At 69.1% G+C, this 17,838-nt stretch carries 13 protein-coding genes; 10 read left to right on the forward strand and 3 right to left on the reverse strand.

Going from position 1 to position 17,838, the window contains the following annotated elements:
- Positions 1-70: 70 nt before the first annotated feature.
- The 5 genes from C8D87_RS05200 (at position 71) to C8D87_RS05220 (ending at position 3,179) form a co-directional block, all read left to right on the forward strand.
- Positions 71-466, forward strand: a complete 396-nt coding sequence (locus C8D87_RS05200; protein ID WP_170166313.1) for an ATP-binding protein — start codon at positions 71-73, stop codon at positions 464-466.
- A gap of 79 nt (positions 467-545) precedes the next feature.
- Positions 546-950, forward strand: coding sequence for a hypothetical protein (locus tag C8D87_RS05205; RefSeq protein ID WP_112225722.1), 405 nt, complete (start codon positions 546-548; stop codon positions 948-950).
- Positions 951-960: 10 nt separating this feature from the next.
- Positions 961-2,022 (forward strand): sensor histidine kinase, encoded by a 1,062-nt coding sequence (locus C8D87_RS05210; protein ID WP_215732175.1) that lies wholly within the window; start codon positions 961-963, stop codon positions 2,020-2,022.
- Positions 2,019-2,624, forward strand: a complete 606-nt coding sequence (locus tag C8D87_RS05215) for a response regulator transcription factor (RefSeq protein ID WP_112225723.1) — start codon at positions 2,019-2,021, stop codon at positions 2,622-2,624. The genes C8D87_RS05210 and C8D87_RS05215 overlap by 4 nt, the downstream gene beginning before the upstream one ends.
- A gap of 9 nt (positions 2,625-2,633) precedes the next feature.
- Complete coding sequence (locus C8D87_RS05220) at positions 2,634-3,179, forward strand: hypothetical protein (RefSeq protein WP_112225724.1); 546 nt, start codon at positions 2,634-2,636, stop codon at positions 3,177-3,179.
- Here C8D87_RS05220 and C8D87_RS05225 read toward each other — a convergent pair.
- Positions 3,176-3,832, reverse strand: a complete 657-nt coding sequence (locus tag C8D87_RS05225) for a GntR family transcriptional regulator (RefSeq protein WP_112225725.1) — start codon at positions 3,830-3,832, stop codon at positions 3,176-3,178. The genes C8D87_RS05220 and C8D87_RS05225 overlap by 4 nt on opposite strands.
- Positions 3,833-3,889: 57 nt before the next feature.
- Between C8D87_RS05225 and C8D87_RS05230 the strand changes: the two genes are divergently transcribed.
- Both C8D87_RS05230 and C8D87_RS05235 read left to right on the forward strand, forming a co-directional pair.
- Positions 3,890-4,306 (forward strand): VOC family protein, encoded by a 417-nt coding sequence (locus C8D87_RS05230; RefSeq protein ID WP_112225726.1) that lies wholly within the window; start codon positions 3,890-3,892, stop codon positions 4,304-4,306.
- Between the two features lie 114 nt (positions 4,307-4,420).
- Positions 4,421-5,662: a cytochrome P450 gene (locus C8D87_RS05235; RefSeq protein WP_112225727.1), complete on the forward strand. Its 1,242-nt coding sequence runs from the start codon at positions 4,421-4,423 to the stop codon at positions 5,660-5,662.
- Here the strand turns inward: C8D87_RS05235 and C8D87_RS05240 are convergent.
- Positions 5,652-6,242 (reverse strand): TetR/AcrR family transcriptional regulator, encoded by a 591-nt coding sequence (locus C8D87_RS05240; RefSeq protein ID WP_109641619.1) that lies wholly within the window; start codon positions 6,240-6,242, stop codon positions 5,652-5,654. The genes C8D87_RS05235 and C8D87_RS05240 overlap by 11 nt on opposite strands.
- A gap of 137 nt (positions 6,243-6,379) precedes the next feature.
- Here C8D87_RS05240 and C8D87_RS05245 point away from each other — a divergent pair, with 137 nt between their 5' ends.
- Positions 6,380-9,448 carry a S8 family peptidase gene (locus C8D87_RS05245; RefSeq protein WP_112225728.1) on the forward strand — a complete coding sequence of 1,023 codons (3,069 nt, stop codon included), beginning with the start codon at positions 6,380-6,382 and terminating at the stop codon, positions 9,446-9,448.
- On the opposite strand, the gene C8D87_RS05250 is transcribed toward C8D87_RS05245, so the two are convergent.
- Positions 9,433-10,257 (reverse strand): NmrA family NAD(P)-binding protein, encoded by an 825-nt coding sequence (locus C8D87_RS05250; protein ID WP_112225729.1) that lies wholly within the window; start codon positions 10,255-10,257, stop codon positions 9,433-9,435. The two genes, C8D87_RS05245 and C8D87_RS05250, sit on opposite strands and share 16 nt — an antisense overlap.
- Positions 10,258-10,711: 454 nt before the next feature.
- On the opposite strand from C8D87_RS05250, the gene C8D87_RS05255 reads away from it, so the two are divergent.
- Together C8D87_RS05255 and C8D87_RS05260 are read left to right on the forward strand one after the other, a co-directional pair.
- Positions 10,712-14,443 (forward strand): discoidin domain-containing protein, encoded by a 3,732-nt coding sequence (locus C8D87_RS05255; RefSeq protein WP_211337737.1) that lies wholly within the window; start codon positions 10,712-10,714, stop codon positions 14,441-14,443.
- A 25-nt stretch (positions 14,444-14,468) separates the two neighbouring features.
- Entirely contained in the window at positions 14,469-17,798 is a 3,330-nt protein-coding gene (locus C8D87_RS05260; protein ID WP_112226278.1) for a CARDB domain-containing protein, read from the forward strand.
- Positions 17,799-17,838 lie beyond the last annotated feature (40 nt).

Below are 17,838 nucleotides of genomic sequence, written 5' to 3' on the forward strand. Positions count from 1 at the left end.
GTATTTCGCGACCTGACGGCCATCTTGAGCAGCCAGGAGGGCCTGAAACACAGATTGAGGTGGGATGGAAATGGACACTCCCGAGGTGCTCAGCGCCTCCGTGAGAACCGTGCACACCCTGCCGGAGGAAAGGCCGGACCTCGTCGCAATGCGCACTTGGGTCTCGTCACTGTTGGGGAACGTGTCCGAGGACGTCCGGCTCGACGTCCTGCTGGTGTGCACCGAACTGGCGAGCAACGCCTACGAACACGCTGACGGGCCGCGGGTTCTGCGGGTCGAACGCCTCGACGACTTCATCCGGGTCGAGGTCGACGACGGCACCCCGGCCGTGCTCCCGCACCTCGGCGAGTCGCGGCTCGGTGATTCGCGGGGCCGTGGGCTGCTGCTGGTCGCCCAGCTCGCCCGTTGCTGGGGCACTCGCGACATGGCCGGCGGCAAGACCGTCTGGGCGGAGATCAACACATAGGTCGTCTGTGTGTTTCGCACAGAAAAGTCATGACATCGCACGGATGGGTTCTGCGGGGCGTCCCTTCGACTCTTGATGCATGACGACGACAACACGAACCCTCAAGACGACCCCGCTGGTCCGGGCGTTCATCGACCGCTGGCCGATGGTGATCGCGTTGGCGATCTCGTGGGACTTCTGGCAGACGCCGCTCGTGCCTCCCGTTTGGACGCTGGTGTTGTGCCAAGCGGCGTATCTGCTGTGGGGCTGGCGGACGCCACGGCTGCAGCTCCTGGTCTTCAGCCTGTACACCGTGCTGGCGGCGGCCGTGATCATGGTGTCACCGCACACGGGTGTCCTGCTGATCGCGCTCGGCTGGGGCGCGCACGCCGTCTGGGACCTCGTCCACCACATCCGGAACGCGGTCGTGCCGCGCTGGTGGTCCGAGTTCTGCGGAGTGTTCGACCTGGTCATCTGCGTCACCATCCTGCTGAAGTGGTTCTAGGCTGATGGCGATGAACGATCTTCCACACGCCGCGCTGCGCGGGGCTCTCCACGTGCTGTGGGCGGGGACCCTCGTGGTGCCGCTGATCGCGGTGCTGCGCGAGCCGTCCGCCGGTCGCTGGTTCGGAATCCTGGGCCTGCTGATCCTGGCCGTGGCCTACGTGGTGGCGCTGCGGGAGGCCAGGCTCTGGGTGCTCGTGGCCGCCACCCTGCTCTCGATTCCGCTGGTGGCGCCGTTCGGGCCCGACGAGCTGTCGACGTGGGCGTGGATCGGCGGTGGTGCCGCCGGTTTCGCGCCGCTGCTGCTCTCCGGCGTGTGGCGGTGGATGGCCGCCATCGGCGCGGTTGTGCTCTCCGGGCTGGTCGCGCCGTTCGTCGGCCACCATCACACGACGTACCAGATGATCGCGGCCGTGGTCGGCCTGACGATCATCGCGATGGCCGGGCTGCCGATGTGGTTCGCCGGGTTGCTGGCGCAGGCACGGGCGGGCCGGGAGGCGCGGGCGGAGCTGGCGGTGAGCGAGGAACGGCTGCGGTTCGCCCGCGACGTGCACGACCTGCTCGGGCACCGGCTGACCGTGATCGCGTTGAAGGCGGAGCTGGCGGGACGGCTCGCGGAATCCGATCCGGAGCGGTCGGCGGCGGAGGCGTTCGAGGCCCAGCGCCTGGCGTCCTCGGCCTTGGAGGAAGTGCGAGACGCGGTGCACGGCTACCGGGCGGTGAACCTTCCCGAACAGCTGGAGGCGGTGCGGAACGTGCTGCGGGAGGCCGGTATCCGCTGCACTGTCACGGACGTGCAGGTGCACGGCGAGAACGCCACGCAGCTGGCGTTGGCGTTGCGGGAGGCGTGCACCAACGTGCTGCGGCACAGCCACGCGACGTGGTGCATGATCGACGTCGCCGAGGAGGACGGGGAGGTGCGGATGACCGTCACGAACGACGGCACCGACAAACCGTCCGCCGAGGGCAACGGGATCAGGGGCATGAACGAGCGACTGGCGGCCGTCGGTGGCCACGTGTCCGTCGAACGCTCCGCCGACGTCTTCACGTTGCAGGTGGTGGTGCCGGCGTGATCAGAGTGCTGCTGGCCGACGACGAGGAGCTGATCCGCGACGCGCTGGCGGCGCTGCTCGACCTGGAGCCGGACCTCGAGGTGGTGGACCGCGCCGGCGACGGCAGGGCCGCCGTCGAGGCAGCCAGGGCCCACCGTCCGGACGTGGCCGTGCTGGACCTGCAGATGCCGGAGCTGGACGGCCTGGAGGTGACCGAGGAGCTCGCGCGGGTCATGCCGTCGTGCGCCGTCGTGATCCTGACCGGCCGCGGCCGTCCGCCGCACCTGCAGCAGGCCCTGCACGCGGGCGCGAAGGGGTTCCTGCCCAAGGGATCGCCCGGCGGCACGCTGGCCGACGTGATCCGCCGCGTGCACGGCGGGTCGCGCTGGGTCGACCCGGCGCTGGCGGCCGACGCGCTGGCCGCTCCGCCGTGCCCGCTGACGCAGCGCGAGCTGGAAGTCCTGCGGCTGACGGAGTTCGGCACACCGGTCGCGGAGATCGCCGCCCGCACGTCGCTGTCCGCCGGGACGGTGCGCAACCACCTGTCGGCCGCGGTCTCGAAGCTCGGGGTGGCGAACCGGGCGGAGGCGTTCCAGCTGGCGCACGACCACGGGTGGTTGTGACAGCAGGTCATGAGTGAGTACGCGATCAAGCTGGTCGAGATCTCGCTGACCGCCGCTCAGGCACGGCAGCGCGCGCCCGTGGTCACGTCGTGGCTGCTCGACCGCGGCGTGATCACGCCGAACCTCGCACGCGACGAGATCATGGCGCCGAGCGAGTTCCGTGCCGGCCCGCGTTGTTCGGCTGCGGCGCCGGAAGCGGACCGCTGGGTCGGCGGCGGCCACACAGGCATCGACGTCGTTGCGGCACGAACCGTCCACCACGCCACCGGGAACTACGAGCCGCCGACGTGTCCTCACTGCGGTTGCGTCGCGATCAACGACGACGACCACCACGCGTTCATCGAACCGTGGCTCCACGACCGCGTCGAGCCATCCGTGCGGTGTGTCGTGTGTGGACGTTCAACGCTCGCCGGTGACCTGGAGGGACGCTGGTCGTTCCACATCGGCGATCTCGCGGTGGTGTTCCACAACTGGCCGCCGCTGCACGACGGGTTCGTCGCCGAGCTGGGTGCCGTGATGGGGCCGCGGACCCGCGTGGTCGTCGCACGCCACTAACCGGTGAGCACGTCGAACGCGTGGTTGCGGTGCTCCGCGAACAACTTCAGCGCGCCGTCCACGTTGCCCAGCCGCAGCGCCGCCACCAGGTCGCGGTGCTCCTGCCGGATCTGCTCCAGGTAGCCGTCCGTGCTCACGTTCACCCGCGTGATCAGGAACAGGTGCACCTGCGACCGGATCGCCTCCCACGCCTGCGCCAGCCGTGAGTGGTTCGCGGCGGCGTACACGGCGTCGTGGAACGCGATGTCGCACCGGACCATCTCGTGCGGCGTGTCGGCGCGGTCCATCGCGGCCGCGGTCTTCTCGATCAACGCCAGGTCCGCCTCCGACGCCTGGTCCACCACCCGGCGCACGGCCAGGACCTCGAGTGCGGCACGGAGGCTGTCCAGCTCGGCGACGTCCTGCAGGGACAACGCCGTCACGGTGGCACCGCGGTGCCACTCGGTGCGCACGAGGCCCTCGCGTTCGAGCTTCTGCAGTCCCTCGCGGATCGGGCCGCGGCTGACCTCCAGCGCCTCCGACAGCTCCACCTCGCGCAGGGCGGTACCGGGGGCGTAGCGACCGTCGAAGATCGCCTCGCGGATCGCGTCGGCCACCTCGGTGCTCAGGCCGCGGCGGCGCGCTGGGCCCATCTTCGTGCCCATCTCAGTCATGAAGTGATGTTAACAAGGCAACAACCAGACACCTTGTCTGAATGTTAACATTCCGACATGCCGAACATCCCACGCTTTCACCTGGCCATGCCGGTCGACGACCTCGACGCCGCCCGCCGCTTCTACGGCGGGACGCTCGGCCTGGAGCAGGGGCGCAGCTCCGACACGTGGATCGACTGGAACCTGCACGGCCACCAGTTCGTCACGCACCTCGCGCCGAGGACCGAGCGCGTGCACAACCCCGTCGACGGCCACGACGTGCCGGTCCCCCACTTCGGGCTGGTCCTGACCGTCCCCGAGTTCGAGACGCTGGCCGACAAGCTCAGGAGCGCCGGCACGAAGTTCGTCATCGAGCCGTACGTGCGGTTCAAGGGCGAGCGCGGCGAGCAGTGGACGATGTTCCTGCTGGACCCGGCGGGCAACGCGCTGGAGTTCAAGGCCTTCGCGGACGACTCCCAGGTGTTCGCGGCCTGACGCGCACCCCAAGCCGCCTTTAGGAATCTTGCACAACGCGCAAGTTTCGGTAGCGTGGATGGTGACCCCGAGCCACGACCTGGTCACACCAGGTCAGACAGGGAGAAGGCCACCATGACCACGGCAGAGCGGCAGCGCACCGCGCAGGAGCTCATCCGGCCGCAGTTGCCCGCCGATCTCGTGCAGCGCGGTGAGTGCCCGTTCGACCCGGCCGGTGGGCTGACCGAGTTGAGCGGGCAGGGGCGGATTCACCGGATCGAGCACAAGGGCGAGATCGTCTGGCTCGTCACCGGGCACGACGAGGCGCGGGCCGTGCTCGCCGACCCGCGGATGAGCGCGGACCGGATCAACAGCCCGCGCGCCCGCAAGCTGATCTCGCCCGAGCTGCACGCGGAGATGTTCCCGCCGGAGCGGCGGGCCGGGTCGTTCATCTTCATGGACGCCCCCGAGCACACCCGCTACCGCAGGCTGCTGACCGGGCAGTTCACCGTCCGGCGGATGCGCGACCTGACGCCGCGCATCCACGAGATCGTCAACGCCCGGCTCGACGCGATGATCGAGAAGGGACCGCCGGCCGACCTGGTGCAGGACTTCGCGCTGCCGGTGCCATCGCTGGTGATCTGCGAGCTGCTGGGCGTCGACTACGGCGACCGCGAGGAGTTCCAGCACCGCACGGCCAAGCTGCTCAGCCTGCACACGACGGTCGACGAGCAGATCAAGGTCAACACGGACCTGCGCCGCTTCATGCACGGACTCGTCCGCGACAAGCAGCGAGACCCCGGCGACGACCTGCTGTCCGGGCTGGTCCGCGACACCGACCTCAACACCGACGAGCTCGCAGGCATCGCGAACCTGCTGCTCATCGCGGGTCACGAGACCACGGCGAACATGCTCGCCCTCGGCACGTTCGCGTTGCTCGAACACCCGGACCAGCTGGCGAAACTGCGGGAGCACCCCGAGCTGGTCGAGAACGCGGTCGAGGAGCTGCTGCGCTACCTCTCGATCATCAGCATGGGCGTCTCGCGGCACGCCAAGGAGGACGTGACGTTAGGTGCCGCCACCATCCGCGAGGGCGAGACCGTCGTCGTGTCGGTGCCCGCGGTGAACCGCGACGAGACCCAGTACGACGATCCGCACGAGCTGCGTGTCGACCGCCCTCGCGGTCACCACGTGGCGTTCGGGCACGGTATCCACCAGTGCCTCGGCCAGCAGCTGGCCCGCGTGGAGATGGCCGCCGGCTTCACCGAGCTGCTGCGCAGGCTGCCGGCGCTGCGGCTCGCCGTGCCCGCCGATGAGGTGCCGCTGCGGACCGACATGTCGATCTACGGCGTGCACGCGCTCCCGGTCACCTGGTGAACCCGGCGCCGAGCTGGTCGATCATCTTGCCGACCAGCTCGGTCGCCGTGAACCGCTCGGAGGCGGACGGCGTGTCCAGCCACCACTGCACCACCGCGCGCAACGACGCGAGGATCGTCGACGCCGCCACGGCCGGGTAGGGGTCGGCAGCGGGGTCGACTCCGCACCGGTCCGCGATCGCCGCGGTCAGCTCCTGTTCACGGGCGGCGTAGGCGGCGAGCACGTGCGGGAGCATCGCCGGGTGGCGGCGCAGCTCCCGCAGCTGGCGAAGGCGCTCCAGGTCGACGCGCGCCGGGTACATCGCGTGCAACGCCTCGCGCAACGCGACCAGCACCGGCTCGTCCGCGGGCCTGTTTTCGAACTCCCGCACGAACATCTCGGCCATCAGCGTGTCGCCGGCCATGACCGCTTCCTCTTTCGAGGAGAAGTAGTTGAAGAACGTCCGCAACGACACCCCGGCGGCCCGCGCGATCTGCTCGACCGTCACGCCGTCGTAGCCGTGTTCGACGCACAGGCTCCACGCGGCGTCACCCAGCGCCACCCTGGTGGCGGCCTTCTTGCGTTCACGCAGGCCCGTCATGGCGCAAAGGTTAGTGCGCGAACAGGAAAGCTTCGTGCTGAGACGCACCTGTACCGGGAATTGGTGTAGACCTTGCTAGGGAGGTGACCGCCTCACTACGGTCCGTGAGAACGCTCTCACAGACCTGCGGAGGACTGGTGCGCCTACTCGGAGTCGTCGTCCTGGCCGGTGCCCTGCTCACCGCCGGCCAGGCACATGCCTCGCCCCCACGAGCAGCGAACGCGTCAACCGTCACCTTGATCACGGGTGACCAGGTGCTCACCGGCCAGCGCGCGGTCAGACCGGCGCCGGGCCGCGAGCACATCGTGTTCACGACCTACACCGCGCAGGGCCACGAGTACGTCGTGCCCTCGGACGCGATGCCGATGATCGTGAGCGGCCACCTCGACGAGCGCCTCTTCGACGTCACCGAGCTCGCGACGTACGGCGGCGCCCTGCCCGTGATCGTCACCTATCCCGAGGGCACGCTCAGCGCCCAGTCCGGCCTTCAGCTGCGCAGCATCAACGGCGTGGCCTTCGACGCCGCCAGAACTCCGCTCGCAGGTGGCCTGTCGGCGTCCGGGGCGAAGAAGATCTGGCTCGACGCCAGGCGCAGGGCCAACCTGGACCGCAGCGTCGCCCAGATCAACGCCCCTGCCGCGTACAGCGCGGGTTTCACCGGCAAGGGCACCACGGTCGCCGTCCTCGACACCGGGGTCGACCAGACCCATCCGGACCTGAAGGGCCGCGAGGTCGGCGAGCGCAACTTCACCTCCTCCCCCGACACGGGTGACCACCACGGCCACGGCACGCACGTGGCGTCGATCATCGCGGGCACCGGAGCGAAGAGCGGTGGCAAGTACCGCGGCGTGGCACCGGACGCCGGCATCCTCGACGTGAAAGTGCTGGGCGACAACGGCTCCGGCCAGGACAGCGGCATCATCGCCAGCATGGAGTGGGCGGTCGAGCAGGGCGCCCAGATCGTCAACATGAGCCTCGGCGGCCACGACACCCCGGAGATCGAGCCCCTCGAGGAGGCGGTCAACCGCCTCAGCGCCGAGAAGGGCACGCTGTTCGTGATCGCCGCGGGCAACAGCGGCCCGAACAGCAGCACCGTCGGCTCACCCGGCACCGCCGACGCCGCCCTCACCGTCGGCGCCGTCGACGACCGGAACCAGATCGCGGAGTTCTCGAGCCGAGGCCCGACCAAGGCCGGCGCGCTCAAGCCCGACCTCACCGCGCCGGGCGTCGGCATCGTCGCCGCGCTGCACTCCGACGGCAGGATCGGCCCGCCCGTAGCCGACGGCTACACCTCGCTCGACGGCACGTCGATGGCCACCCCGCACGTCGCGGGCGCGGCGGCCCTCCTGCGCCAGCAGCATCCCGGCCTCACCGGCACCGCGCTCAAGGCCCGCCTCACCGCGAGCACCACGCCCACCGCGACGCTGACCCCGTTCGACCAGGGCTCCGGCCGCGTCGACGTCGCCAAGCTGATCAAGCAGAGCGTGACGTCGGCCCCGACCAGCCTCAGCTTCGGCTCCCACCGGTGGCCGCACACCGGCGAACCCGCGCTGACCAAGGAGATCACCTACACCAACGCGGGCTCCGAACCGGTCACCCTCGACCTCACCACCGAGACGACCGGCGCGCTCTTCAGCGTCTCCCCCGCCACGCTCACCGTGCCCGCGGGCGGTACCGCGACCGCCACGGTCACCGCGGACGTCGCGAAGCAGCCGGATGGCGGCGTGCTGGGCGGCGCGATCGTCGCGAGCGGCGTGCGCACGGCAGTCGTCGTCGACCTGGAGAAGGAGAGCTACGACGTCACGATCACCGCGACCCAGCGTTCCGGCGCCAAGTCCTCGCCGTCCTACGCGTTCCTGGTCAACGTGGACACCGGCGCCCGCGTCTGGCCGAACGCGGGAGTGGCCCGTCTGACCAAGGGCCGCTACCTCCTGAACGGCGGCGTCATGTCCTCGGAAGGCGCCTACACCCACGACGCGATCAACTACCCGAACCTGACCGTCACCGGCGCGACGACGATCGACCTCGACGCCAGGCAGGCCAGGCCGGTCCAGGTGACGCTCCCCGTCACCGCGCAACTCTCGTTGCTGCAGACCGGTTTCGAACGAACCGTCAACGGCACCAGCTACACCATCGGCAACTTCTCGGTGGGCGGCGACATCTCCCACCTCGGCATGGCGAGCCTCGGCCCCGACTCGAACGAGGTGACCGGCAAGATCGCGACGTTCTGGAAGGCGGGCCCCGACTTCTACGGCCTCGCCTGGTACCGGAAGGGCCACGCGCCGAACGGCCTGACCAGGACCGTCGCCCGCAAGAACCTCGCCACCGTCAAGGTGGACATGCCACCGTTGAAGCCGGGCCAGAACGCCACCATCGGCCACACCTCGGCACCAGAAGGCCGCGCCGACTGGGGCTACGGCTCGCTCGACAACCTGGCTCCGGGCCCGCGCACCGAGCACTACGGCGGCGAGGGCGGCGACTGGTCGCGCAGGTTCACCCAGTTCGACGAGAACGGCTACATCGGCGCCCTGGCCACCCCGCTCCGGCACTACAAGCCGGGCCGCTCGTACCTGGAACCGTTCAACCGCGCGGTGTTCGGCCCGGCTCTGCCTCCCGCGCGCGGCGTTCCGCACACGTTCCGCACCGGCGACCTGATGCGCGTCACGGTTCCTCTGTTCGGCGACAACGCGGGCAACGAGGGCTACGCCCCGGTCACCGAGGCCAGGACCACGGTGTACCGCGACAACGCCAAGGCCTGCGAGACCGCCGAGGCGGGCTGGTGCCTGACCGACGTGCAGCCGGGCGCCGCGAACTACCGCGTCGAGACCACGGCGACCCGCTCCAGCCCGCTGAGCACCGTGGTGTCCGGCGTCTGGACGTTCCGCAGCGACACCACCGCGCAGCGGACTCCGTTGCCGCTCAGCGTCATCCGCTTCACCCCGCAGCTCGACGACGACGGCCACGCCCAAGCGGGCCGCATGTTGTCGGTGCCGATCTCGACCCAGTCGCAGACCGGCTCGGTGCGCATCACGTCCGTTGAGGTCTCTTACGACGGCGGCACGACGTGGCGGTCCACGCCCATCACCAGTGGCCGTGTGCTGCTCGCCCACCCGAGGGACGCCAAGTCGGTCTCTCTGCGCGCCAAGGCATCCGGCTACGGCCAGACCGTCGAGCAGACGATCGTCAACGCCTACCTGCTGCGCTGACGGAAGTCGCCCGCGTGCTCCTCCGCCCACCCGGCGAACGAGCGCGCGGGCCTTCCCAGCACGTCCTCCACGGTCGGCACGACCGTGTACCCCTCCGCGGGCATGTCCCGCTTCCACCCGAGCAGCACGTCGACGATCTCGACGGGCCTCCCCGCGGCCAGCATCTCCGCGCGTGCCTCGTCCTCCGACTGCTCGACGTAACGGATCTCCTGCCCGGTCGCCGCGCTGATCGCCGCCACCTGCTGCGGCACCGTCAACGCTTCCGGCCCCGTCAACGTGTACGTGCGGCCGCCGTGCCCACCCCTCACGAGCACGGCGGCCGCCACCGCGCCGATGTCGCCCTCGTGCACGAGCGCGCTCCTCGCACCGGCGAACGGCTCACGCACCTCCCCCTTCTCGCGCACCGACTCGGCCCAGACCAGCGCGTTCGACATGAAGTCCATCGGCCGCAGCACCGTCCACTCCAGCGAACTCGCCGTGACCGCCTCCTCCATCGGACTCCGGTAACCGCTCCACAGCACGGTGATCCGCCGCACCCCGGCCTTCTCGGCACGACGGACCAGCTCGGGCCCGCTGAGCAGCTCGGCGTAGTCGGCACCCGCGTTCGACAGCAGGTGCACGCCGGTCACGCCGTCGAACGGAATCGTCTCCGGCCTGGTCAGGTCCCCCTCGACGACCTCGACCTGCTCGGGCAGGCGCGCCAGAGCGGCGTTCCTGGTCACAGCACGTACCTGCTGGCCCAGCGCCAGCAGCTCTCCCACCACCTGCCGACCGGCGTTACCTGTAGCCCCCGCAACGAGAATCGTCATGGCAGCGACCGTAGAACCTCCAGTGCGGTGGAGATCAAGACTGCCGGCGATCGCGCGAGTTCCGAGACTTGCGCAAAACTTACGCAACCTCCGCAAACCCAGAGCAAGCCAACGCAAGTGAGCCCATCGAGATCGAATCAATTTCTGGGTGACGTTCGGGTGCGAACTTCCGGCAGCAGTGCTCAACCCGCTGCTGGTGATCGGCCGTGCGGCGACCACGACGGCGTTCGGGCACCCGAACAACGCCTCGTCTTTCCTGTTCAGAGCGGTCTGTCGCAAATTTGCGCAATCACGTCGACATATTGCGGTAATCTGCTGGGCACTTCTACGGTGAGGCGCGCCACACCCCCTCGCGTCCCCACCGAGAAGGGCCAAGCACGCCATGTCATCGACGACACGCGCTCGCTCACGCCTAGCGCCCCTGCTGGCATCAGCACTCACCGCCGCAACGCTCATGATCTCGCCGCCCGCGCAGGCCGCGCCGGTGAGCCTGGATCTGCAGAAGCAGACCCGCATCGACCAGGTCACGCTCAAGGCGTCGCGCAACGGCACGGAGACCTTCGCCGTGCAGACGAGCCTCGACGGCAGAGGCTGGTCGACGCTCGTCGCGGAACGACCACACACGTTCGAGAACGGCCAAGTCACGTTCCGGGTCGACCCGACGCTGGTCCGGCACGTCCGCGCCACCAGGACCACCGCGAAGCTCGAGGTGCACGAGGCGGCCGCGAGCGTGAAGCTGCGGGCGAGCTACAGCGCCGGCAGCACGACGCAGAACTACCAGGCGTCCAACGTCGGTGACGGCGATCAGTCGTCGTACTGGGAGAGCGCGAACAACGCGTTCCCGCAATGGGTTCAGGCCGATCTCGGGTCCGCCGTCAAGGCCGACCGGGTCGTGCTGAAGCTGCCCGCCGCGAACTGGGGCACCCGCACGCAGACGATCGCCGTCCAGGGCAGCACGGACGGCACCGCCTTCACGGATCTGGTGCCCGCCAAGGGATACGAGTTCAACCCGGCGAGCAGCAACACCGTCACCATCGACTTCACCGCTGCCACCACGCGGTACGTGCGGCTGCGGATCACCGCGAACACCGGCTGGCCCGCGGGTCAGCTCAGCGAGTTCGAGGTCCACGGACCGGCCAGCGGTGACACGCGGGCCCCCACCGCGCCGGGCAACCTCGCCTTCACCCAGCCGCAGGCCGGGCAGATCCGGCTCACCTGGAACGCGAGCACGGACGATGTGGGCGTCACCGGCTACGACGTCTACGCCAACGGGTCACTCCGCACGACCGTCACCGGCACGACGTACACCGACGGCCAGCCGGACGGGTTGCGGGTCAGCTACCACGTGATCGCGAAGGACGCGGCGGGCAACCAGTCCCCCGCCAGCAACACCGTGACCAGGGAAGGCGCCGCCGGCGAGAATCTGGGGCAGGGCAAGCCCGTTGTCGCGAACAACCACGTGCACAACTTCGTCGCCGTCAACGCCAACGACGGCAACGTGGGCACTTACTGGGAGTCCAACGGGTTTCCCGGCACGCTGACCGTCCAACTGGGATCGAACGCGGAACTGAGTTCGATCGCGGTCAAGCTCAACCCCGACGCGATCTGGGGTGCGCGTTCGCAGCACGTCGAGGTGCTGGGCCGAGAGCAGAGCGCCACCGCGTTCACCAGCCTGGTCGCCGGACGCGACTACCGCTGGGACCCGGCGAGCGGCAACAGCGTCACGATCGGTGTGTCCGCGCGGGTCGCCGACGTCCAGCTCAGGTTCACGTCCAACACCGGCGCGCCCGGTGCCCAGGTGGCGGAGATCCAGGTGTTCGGCACCCCTGCCCCGAACCCCGACCTCACCGTCACCGGCACGTCGTTCAGCCCCACGAGCCCCGTCGAGACCGACCAGATCACGCTCAACGCGACGGTGAGCAACGCCGGCAGCGCCGCGAGCAGCGCGACCGACGTGACGTTCTTCCTCGGCACGACCGCGGTCGGCACTGCTCAGGTCGGCGCGCTCGCGGCGGGTGCGCAGGCGAACGTCGGCACCACCGTCGCGGCCCGGCCGGAGGGCTCCTACCAGTACACCGCGAAGGTCGACGAGACCAAGAAGGTCGCGGAGCAGAACGAGGCCAACAACTCGCGCCTGCACCCCGATCTTCTCGTGGTGACGCCGGTGCCGAGCTCCGACCTGGTCGCGGTGCCGGCGTGGTCGCCGGGCAACCCGGGCGACGGCCAGAACACCACCTTCACCGTCGCCATCAAGAACCAGGGCACCATCAACAGTGCCGCTGGAGCGCACGGCATCACGGTCACGATCCTGAGCAACGGCCAGACCGTGCGCACGTTCACCGCCGGCCACAACGGCACGATCAACGCCGGCGCCACGACCGCTCCGGTCACCCTCGGCACGTGGACTGCGGCGAACGGCCGGTACACGATCCGCACGACGATCGCCAACGACGGCAACGAGATCCCTGCCAAGCAGGGCAACAACACCAGCGAGCAGTCGCTGTTCATCGGCCGCGGCGCCGGCGTTCCGTGGCAGCACGTCGAAGCCGAGGACGCGGTCATCGGCGGCGGCGCGCAGACGCTCAGTCCGAACCGGACGATCGGAGACCTCGCCGGCGAGGCGTCCGGCCGCCGTGCCGTCACCCTGAACAACACGGGCGCCTCGGTCGAGTTCACGACGAGCGCACCCACGAACACCCTGGTCACCCGCTTCTCCATCCCGGACAGCGCCGGCGGCGGGGGCATCACGTCCAACCTCAACGTCTACGTCAACGGCCAGTTCCACAAGGCCATCGACCTGACTTCGAAGTACATGTGGCTCTACGGCAACGAAGCCTCGCCGCAGAACTCGCCGGGAGCCGGCGGCCCTCGCCACATCTACGACGAGGCGAACGTGATGCTCAACTCGACGTTCCCGGCGGGCACGAAGATCAAGCTGCAGAAGGACGCCGCCAACACCACGAACTACGCGATCGACTTCGTGAACTTCGAACAGGTGTCGGCGGCGGGCAATCCCGACGCCGCGCGCTATGCCGTGCCCGCCGGGTTCTCCCACCAGGACGTGCAGAACGCGCTCGACCGGGTGCGGATGGACACCACCGGCACGCTGATCGGCGTCTACCTGCCCGCCGGCACCTACCAGACCGCGCAGAAGTTCACCATCTACGGCAAGGCGGTCCGCGTGGTCGGCGCCGGTCCGTGGTTCACCCGGTTCCAGGCTCCGGCGAACCAGGAGAACACCGACATCGGCTTCGACGCGCAGTCGTCCGCGAGCGGCTCGACGTTCAGCGGGTTCGCCGTGTTCGGCAACTACACCCAGCGCATCGACGGGCCGGGCAAGGTGTTCAACTTCGCCGGCGTGCAGAACATGACCATCGAGAACATCTGGGTCGAGCACATGATGTGCATGTTCTGGGGCACCAACGTCGACAACAACGTCATCAGGGACAGCCGGGTCCGCGACCTCTACGCGGACGCGATCAACATGACGAACGGGTCGGCGGGCAACCGGGTCGCGAACATCGAGGCGCGCTCGACCGGTGACGACGCGTTCGCGTTGTTCGCCGCCACCGACGCCGGCGGAAGCGGTCAGCGGGACAACGTCTTCGAGAACCTGACGGCGCTGACCCCGTGGCGTGCGGCCGGTGTCGCGGTGTACGGCGGCAAGCTCAACACGTTCCGCAACATCTACGTGGCGGACACGCTCACCTACTCCGCGGTGACGATCAGCTCGCTGGACTTCGGTTACCCGATGGAGGACTTCGGGCCGGAGCCGACGACGCTGAGCGGCCTCACGCTGGTGCGTTCCGGTGGTCACTTCTGGGGCGCGCAGACGTTCGGCGCGATCTGGATGTTCTCGGCTTCCAAGAAGTACACCGGGATCCGGGTGAGCGACGTCGAGATCATCGACCCGACGTACAGCGGAATCATGTTCCAGACCAAGTACAACGGCGCCCACGAGAACATCTTCCAGGACACCGTGCTGTCCAACGTGAGCATCTCGGGTGCGCGCAAGAGCGGCGACGAGTTCGACGCCAAGTCCGGCTTCGGCCTGTGGGCCAACGAGATGCCGGAGCCCGGCCAGGGTCCCGCCGTCGGCGCGGTGACGATCAACGGCATCCGGTTCAGCGACAACTTCCAGGACATCAGGAACACCACGACCACCTTCAAGATCAATATCAGTTGATTTCCCTGCCGTGAAGGACAATTCGATGAAGAACACGCTCTTGAGGCGTGCGGTGAGCGCTGCACTCGTCACCGCACTGGCACTCTTCGGACTGACACCAACGGCGGGAGCGGCGGTCGTCAGGCTCTCCGCCACCCTGACCGCGTCGAGCAACAACGGCCCGTACGGCGCCGGTAACGCCGGTGACGGCAACCAGGGCAGTTACTGGGAGAGCACGAACAACGTGTTCCCGCAGTGGATCCAGGCCGATCTCGGCGCCGCGAGGGACGTCAGCAAGGTCGTGCTGAGGCTCCCCTCGAACTGGGAGCAGCGCACGCAAACCCTTGCCGTGCAGGGAAGCTCGAACGGCGCACAGTTCAGCGACCTCGTGGGCTCGCGCGGGCAGGTGTTCTCACCCGGCGCGAACAACACCGTGACGCTGGACTTCGCGGCGACCGGCATCAGGTACGTCCGGGTGACGATCAGCGCGAACACCGGCTGGCCGGCGGGCCAGCTCAGCGAGTTCGAGGTGCACGGCGAGTCCGGCCCGGTCGACCCGCCGCCGACCGGGGACAACCTCGCCCAGGGCAAGCCGGTCGAAGAGTCCGGCCACGTGCACGACTTCGTGGCCGCCAACGCCGTCGACGGCAACACCGGCACGTACTGGGAGTCCAACGGCTTCCCCGGTCACCTGACCGCGAAGCTCGGCGCGAACGCGGACCTCTCCTCGATCGTCGTGAAGCTCAACCCCGACCCGATCTGGGGTGCGCGCACGCAGAACTTCGAGGTGCTGGGCAGGGACTCGGCCGCCACGGCGTTCGCGACCCTGAAGGCGCGGGCGGACCACCGGTTCGACCCGGCCACCGGCAACACCGTGACGATCCCGGTCACCGGCAGGGCGACGGACGTGCGGCTGCACTTCTACTCCAACACCGGCGCGCCCGGCGGCCAGGTCGCCGAGTTCCAGGTGTTCGGCTCCGCCGCACCGGCTCCCGACCTGACCGTCACGAACCTGACCTGGGCCCCGCAGAACCCGAGCGAGGCCGACGCGATCAGGCTCACCGCCACGGTCCGCAACGGCGGCACGGTCGCCTCGGGCGCGACGAGCGTCAACATCACCCTCGGCGGCACCTCGGCCGGCACCGCGCAGGTCGGCGGGCTCGCTCCTGGAGCCACCGCCACCGTCAGCGTGGACGCCGGGCGGCGGGGTGCCGGGTCCTATCCGGCCGCGGCCACCGTGGACCCGGCCAACCAGGTCGCGGAGACCAACGAGGGCAACAACACCTTCACCTCCGGCACTCCCCTGGTCGTCGGCCAGGCACCGGGACCGGACCTGCGGATCACCGGCATCACGCCGAACCCGTCGAGCCCGGCGGCCGGCCAGCAGGTGACGTTCGCGGTGCAGGTGAACAACCGCGGCACCGCGCAGGCCGGTGCGTCGGTGACACGAGTGGCCGTCGGTAGCAGCACGTTGAGCGCCAACACTTCCGCGATCGACGCCGGTCAGACCGTGACGGTCAACGTCGGCACCTGGACCGCCACCAACGGCGGCGCCACGGCCACCGCGACCGCCGACGCGACCGGCCAGGTCGCGGAGACCAACGAGAACAACAACACCGCGACCCGGTCCATCGTGGTCGGACGCGGCGCTTCGGTTCCGTTCACGTCGTACGAGGCGGAGAGCGGCCGGTACCAGGGGCAGCTGCTGGAGGCGGACGCGAAGCGCACGTTCGGGCACACCAACTTCGGCAGCGAGTCCTCCGGCCGCAAGTCGGTGCGGCTCGACTCGCAGGGCCAGTTCGTGGAGATCACCTCGACGGTCAGCACGAACTCGATCGTGGTGCGCAACTCGATCCCGGACGCGGCCGGTGGCGGCGGCCAGGAAGCGACGATCAGCCTGTACGCCAACGACCGGTTCGTGCAGAAGCTCACCCTCTCGTCGCGGCACAGCTGGCTCTACGGCACCTGCGACGACCCGGAGTGCCTCACCAACCGGCCGGGTGGCGACGCCCGCAGGTTGTTCGACGAGTCGTCGTCCCTGCTCGCGAACACCTATCCGGCGGGAACCCGCTTCAAGCTCCAGCGCGACGCGGGTGACAGCGCGCAGTTCTACGTCATCGACCTGATCGACCTGGAGCAGGTCGCACCGGCGGCGCAGCAGCCGGCGGAGTGCGTGTCGATCACGCAGTACGGCGCCACCGCGAACGACCAGACGGACGACGCGGACGCCATCCAGCGCGCGGTCACGGCCGACCAGAACGGCGAAATCCCGTGCGTCTGGATTCCGGCCGGCAGGTTCCGCCAGGAGAAGAAGATCCTTACCCAGTTCAACAGCGGCGGCTACAACCAGGTCGGCATCCGCAACGCCACGATCCGCGGCGCGGGCATGTGGCACTCGCAGCTGTTCTCGCTGACCCAGCCGCAGGACGCCGGCACGATCAACCACCCGCACGAGGGCAACTTCGGGTTCGACATCGACGACAACGTGCAGCTTTCCGACATCGCGATCTTCGGCTCCGGCCGGATCCGCGGCGGCGACGGCAACGCCGAGGGCGGCGTCGGGCTCAACGGCCGGTTCGGCAAGAACACCAAGGTCACCAACGTGTGGATCGAGCACGCCAACGTCGGTGTCTGGGTCGGCCGCGACTACACCAACCTGCCCGACCGCTGGAACCCCGGCGACGGCCTGCAGTTCAGCGGCATGCGCATCCGCGACACCTACGCCGACGGCATCAACTTCACCAACGGCACGCGCAACTCCACGGTGTTCAACTCGTCGTTCCGCACCACGGGCGACGACGCACTCGCGGTGTGGGCGAGCAAGTACGTGAAGGACCAGTCGGTGGACGTCGGCAGCGGTAACGCGTTCCTCAACAACACGATCGCGTTGCCGTGGCGTGCCAACGGAATCGCCATCTACGGAGGTGCGAACAACCGCGCGGAGAACAACATCATCTCCGACACGGCGAACTACCCGGGCATCATGCTGGCGACCGACCACGACCCGCTGCCGTTCTCGGGCACGACGCTGCTCGCCAACAACGCCCTGTACCGCACCGGCGGCGCGTTCTGGGGTGAGGCGCAGGAGTTCGGCGCCATCACGCTGTTCTCGCAGAACCTGCCGATTCCCGGTGTCACGATCCGCGACACCGAGATCCTCGACTCCACCTACGACGGAATCCAGTTCAAGGGTGGCGGCAGCGGGATGCCGGACGTCGCGATCACCAACGTGCGCATCGACAAGTCCAACAACGGGTCCGGCATCCTCGCGATGGCCCAGGCCCGCGGTTCGGCACGGCTGACGAACGTCACGATCACCAACTCCCGGGACGGCGACATCACCGTGGAACCCGGCTCGCAGTTCGTCATCAACTAGCTCACCTTTAGAACCACCTCCGGTCGGGTATCCCCTGGCC

The organism is Lentzea atacamensis (genome assembly GCF_003269295.1).
Lineage (GTDB): Bacteria > Actinomycetota > Actinomycetes > Mycobacteriales > Pseudonocardiaceae > Lentzea > Lentzea atacamensis.

Excerpts from the sequence above, each read along its gene's own strand:
- C8D87_RS05235 (WP_112225727.1), top strand. The coding sequence starts at position 4,421 with ATGACCACGGCAGAGCGGCAGCGCACCGCGCAGGAGCTCATCCGGCCG.
- C8D87_RS05220 (WP_112225724.1), top strand. The coding sequence starts at position 2,634 with ATGAGTGAGTACGCGATCAAGCTGGTCGAGATCTCGCTGACCGCCGCT.
- C8D87_RS05230 (WP_112225726.1), top strand. The coding sequence starts at position 3,890 with ATGCCGAACATCCCACGCTTTCACCTGGCCATGCCGGTCGACGACCTC.
- C8D87_RS05210 (WP_215732175.1), top strand. The coding sequence starts at position 961 with ATGAACGATCTTCCACACGCCGCGCTGCGCGGGGCTCTCCACGTGCTG.
- C8D87_RS05240 (WP_109641619.1), bottom strand. The coding sequence starts at position 6,242 with ATGACGGGCCTGCGTGAACGCAAGAAGGCCGCCACCAGGGTGGCGCTG.
- C8D87_RS05225 (WP_112225725.1), bottom strand. The coding sequence starts at position 3,832 with ATGACTGAGATGGGCACGAAGATGGGCCCAGCGCGCCGCCGCGGCCTG.
- C8D87_RS05260 (WP_112226278.1), top strand. The coding sequence starts at position 14,469 with ATGAAGAACACGCTCTTGAGGCGTGCGGTGAGCGCTGCACTCGTCACC.
- C8D87_RS05200 (WP_170166313.1), top strand. The coding sequence starts at position 71 with ATGGACACTCCCGAGGTGCTCAGCGCCTCCGTGAGAACCGTGCACACC.
- C8D87_RS05205 (WP_112225722.1), top strand. The coding sequence starts at position 546 with ATGACGACGACAACACGAACCCTCAAGACGACCCCGCTGGTCCGGGCG.
- C8D87_RS05255 (WP_211337737.1), top strand. The coding sequence starts at position 10,712 with ATGATCTCGCCGCCCGCGCAGGCCGCGCCGGTGAGCCTGGATCTGCAG.
- C8D87_RS05250 (WP_112225729.1), bottom strand. The coding sequence starts at position 10,257 with ATGACGATTCTCGTTGCGGGGGCTACAGGTAACGCCGGTCGGCAGGTG.